Raw genomic sequence first — 3,214 nt, forward strand, 5'->3', positions numbered from 1 at the left:
GGGTGGTACGGGGGCGCTCGCGGATGCGGCGGGGGGCGCGGTGAGGTCCGGCGGCGCGCCGTGCCAGCTGAGGGTGACGGTGATGCCGCCCTTGGCCTCGCCGTCCGCGATCAAACCGACCACCTTGCCGGGCTTCGCGGTCAGTTCGATGGAGAACTCCACACTGACCTCGTCGGGCCGCACCGCCCGCAGCGGCCCGGCGAGCGACCGGGCGACACTCGCGACCACGTCCTTCAGGTCCTCCACGCGCGCCGCGACGTGCGCTCCCGCCCCGACGTCCGAGAAGCGCAGCTCACCGGAGGGCTGCTCCAGCACCTCGGCCCCGGAGATCCTGGCCCATACGGGCGTCCCGTCGGGCATTTCGACAAGCGTCACACGACCACCGGTGTCCACCACGGCATCCCCCGTTTCCGACGCGCTTCCCGTTTCTGACGCCCCGTCCGCGCAGTCCCGAGGCCCGCAGGTTAGCGGCAGTGGAGACGAGGACGCGAGATCACACGGGCCTGTACCGGAGGGGACGCGGCGGGACGCCGTCCGGTTCTGGGCCGCGACCTGGGGGATCTAGGCTGACGAGCATGTATTTCACCGATCGGGGCATCGAGGAGCTCGCCTCCCGCAGGGGCGAGGAAGAGGTCACCTTCGAATGGCTGGCCGAACAACTGCGGGTGTTCGTCGATCTCAATCCCGACTTCGAGGTGCCGGTCGAGCGCCTCGCGACCTGGCTGGCCCGGCTGGACGACGAGGACGACGACTGACGCGCCTGATGCGTGATGCGTGACGTGTGAGGGGGCGGCGAGCGGCGAGCGGCGAGCGGCGAGTGACGCAACCGCCCGCGCGGGGGCGCCTCCGGGCGCCCCCGAGCGTGTACGCGTACGGCCGGCGGTGCTGTGGGCCGGCGGTGCCGTGAGGGCGGTGACGTACAGCGCGTCCGTGCGACCCGGCCCGCGGCCCGGCATCGCGTTCACGCAATCCACACCGCGATATATCGCGTTTACCTGGAGGACGCGATATATTGTGTCGTGTCATGCCGTGCGGGACCGGGCCGTGTCCGGCCGTGCCGGGCGGAGCTCTCCGGACGAATGCGGGGTTTCATCCATGCCACAGTCGACCTGGCGGGTCGCGCAGTCGGATCAGTTGGACTTCGACGACCTGATCGGCACGCTGAGGGTCCGCGTCGTGGGCGGCGCGGTCAATGTCGTGGGCACCGACCCCGGGACGGTCCCGGGAGGGGGCGGCACCCGCCTGGAGGTCACGGAGATCGTGGGCCCGCCGCTGGTCGTGACGCTCGAAGGGGACACCCTCACCGTCGGGTACGACGACCTGTCCTGGGGCAGCTTCCTGAACTGGCTGGACCGCAGGGGCCACCGCCGCAGCGCCGTCGTCTCCCTCGCCGTCCCGTCGTCCGCGTCCGTGGAGGTCGGCTTCGTGGACGCGTCCGCGATGGTCTCCGGCGTGCGGGGGCGTACGGAGGTGCGGGGCGTGACCGGCGACGCGACGCTGGTCGGACTGTCGGGCGACGTGGTCGCCGACTCGGTCTCGGGCAACGTCGAGGCGCAGGCCGTCACGGGGGCGCTGCGGTTCCACTCGGTCTCGGGCGACCTGACGGTGGTCGAGGGCGCCGGGTCCTCCGTACGGGCCGACTCGGTCAGCGGGAACATGGTGCTCGACCTCGACCCGGCGGGCGAGTCCACGGACATCAGGCTGGGCACCGTCTCGGGCGAGGTGGCGATCCGGCTGCCGCACCCCGTGGACACCGAGGTGGTGGCCAACACCGCGAGCGGCAGGGTCAGCAGCGCCTTCGAGGACCTGCGGGTCACCGGCAAGTGGGGCGCGAAGAAGATCACCGGAACGCTCGGCTCCGGCAACGGCGCCCTGCGCGCCACCACCGTCTCCGGCTCGATCGCGCTGCTGCGCAGGCCGCCCGCCGAGGACGCAGCGGAAAGCGGGGACGCCCCGGACGAGGCACCCGTGGAAACGAAGGAGCTCTGAGATGCCGCCCGTCTTCGCGCACGGCCGCCTGCGCCTGTATCTGCTCAAGCTCCTGGACGAGGCACCGCGCCACGGGTACGAGGTGATCAGGCTGCTGGAGGAGCGCTTCCAGGGCCTGTACGCGCCCTCGGCAGGCACGGTCTATCCCCGGCTCGCGAAGCTGGAGTCCGAGGGGCTCGTCACCCACGCGACCGAGGGCGGCCGCAAGGTCTACTCGATCACGGACGCGGGCCGCGCCGAACTGGCGAGCCGCGGCGGCGAGCTGGCCGAACTGGAGATGGAGATCCGCGAGTCGGTCTCCGAACTGGCGGCGGAGATCCGCGACGACGTACGGGGCGCGGCGGGACGGCTGCGCAGCGAGATGCGCGCGGCGACGAAGGCGTCGCGGGACGGCGCCCCGGCCGCCGGGCCCGCCGGGGCCGAGCCCGACCAGGAGGAGTGGCGCACGGCGCGCGAGGAGATGCGCCGCGCCAAGCAGGAGTGGAAGGAGCAGGCCCGTCGGGCGAAGGACGAGTCGCGCAGGGCGCGCGAGGAGGCCCAGCGCGCCCGCCGCCAGGCCAAGGAGGCGCAGGACTTCACGCGCGACGAGGTGCTGCGCATGGCCCGGCAGGTGCAGGACCAGGTGCAGGTCCACTTCGCGCGGGGCGACTGGCCCACGGGCGTACGGGAGGGCCTGTCGGAGATCGCGGGCCAGCTGGGCGGCCTCGCGAAGGGAGCGGGGTGGCACTCGTCCGACGAGCCGGCGGGACCGCGCGAGCGGTCGGGGCGGCACGGCGGCGCGGAGCCGGACGCGCCGCAGGAGCGGCACGATCGCGCGCAGGGCCCGGGCGGCACCGACCCCGGCCGGGCGGACGCGCCTCCCGGTCCCGCGACGGCCGCCGGCTCTCCGGACGCGCCGAGCGGGCAGGCGGGTCCGGTACCGGACTGGGCTGCCGACGCGCCCTCGACGGACAACCCGGAGCGCGACCTGGAGCGCCTGCTCGACCGCTTCCGCGACGACGTGCGCGACGCCGCGCGCGACCACGGCGTGACGGCGGCCCAGCTCGGTGAGATCCGCGGCCACCTGTCGACGGCGGCGGCCCATGTCACGGCGCTCCTCGGCGCCGGGGGGGGGGGGGCGCCCCCCCCGGGGGCGCCCCCCCCCCCCCAGGACGTTGGCGCCGAAGGCCCGGTCACCGCCCGCGTGCGAGGCGCGCAGGGCAAGGACGTAGTAGTCCTGGGCGCG

At 74.1% G+C, this 3,214-nt stretch carries 3 protein-coding genes and 1 pseudogene; 3 read left to right on the forward strand and 1 reads right to left on the reverse strand.

From position 1 onward, the window contains the following. Positions 1 to 360 (reverse strand): CU044_2847 family protein (locus LCE31_RS38195; protein ID WP_225022770.1); only part of this gene is annotated, 360 nt, incomplete at its 3' end. A gap of 215 nt (positions 361 to 575) precedes the next feature. Here LCE31_RS38195 and LCE31_RS38200 point away from each other — a divergent pair. From LCE31_RS38200 to LCE31_RS41430, 3 genes and pseudogenes are all read left to right on the forward strand, one after another. After that, positions 576 to 755 (forward strand): DUF6104 family protein, encoded by a 180-nt coding sequence (locus LCE31_RS38200; protein ID WP_225022771.1) that lies wholly within the window; start codon positions 576 to 578, stop codon positions 753 to 755. A gap of 340 nt (positions 756 to 1,095) precedes the next feature. Continuing rightward, a complete protein-coding gene (locus LCE31_RS38205; protein ID WP_225022772.1) occupies positions 1,096 to 1,989 on the forward strand; it encodes a DUF4097 family beta strand repeat-containing protein in 894 nt (297 codons plus the stop codon). A gap of 1 nt (position 1,990) precedes the next feature. Then, positions 1,991 to 3,103 (forward strand): annotated as a pseudogene (locus LCE31_RS41430) (helix-turn-helix transcriptional regulator); the annotation flags it as partial. Positions 3,104 to 3,214 lie beyond the last annotated feature (111 nt).

Source organism: Streptomyces sp. 8L (assembly GCF_020176795.1).
In the GTDB taxonomy this organism is placed as follows: Bacteria; Actinomycetota; Actinomycetes; order Streptomycetales; family Streptomycetaceae; genus Streptomyces.

Bases quoted from the DNA above. Each gene is read 5' to 3' on its own strand.
- LCE31_RS38200 (WP_225022771.1), top strand. From the start codon at position 576: ATGTATTTCACCGATCGGGGCATCGAGGAGCTCGCCTCCCGCAGGGGC.
- LCE31_RS38205 (WP_225022772.1), top strand. From the start codon at position 1,096: ATGCCACAGTCGACCTGGCGGGTCGCGCAGTCGGATCAGTTGGACTTC.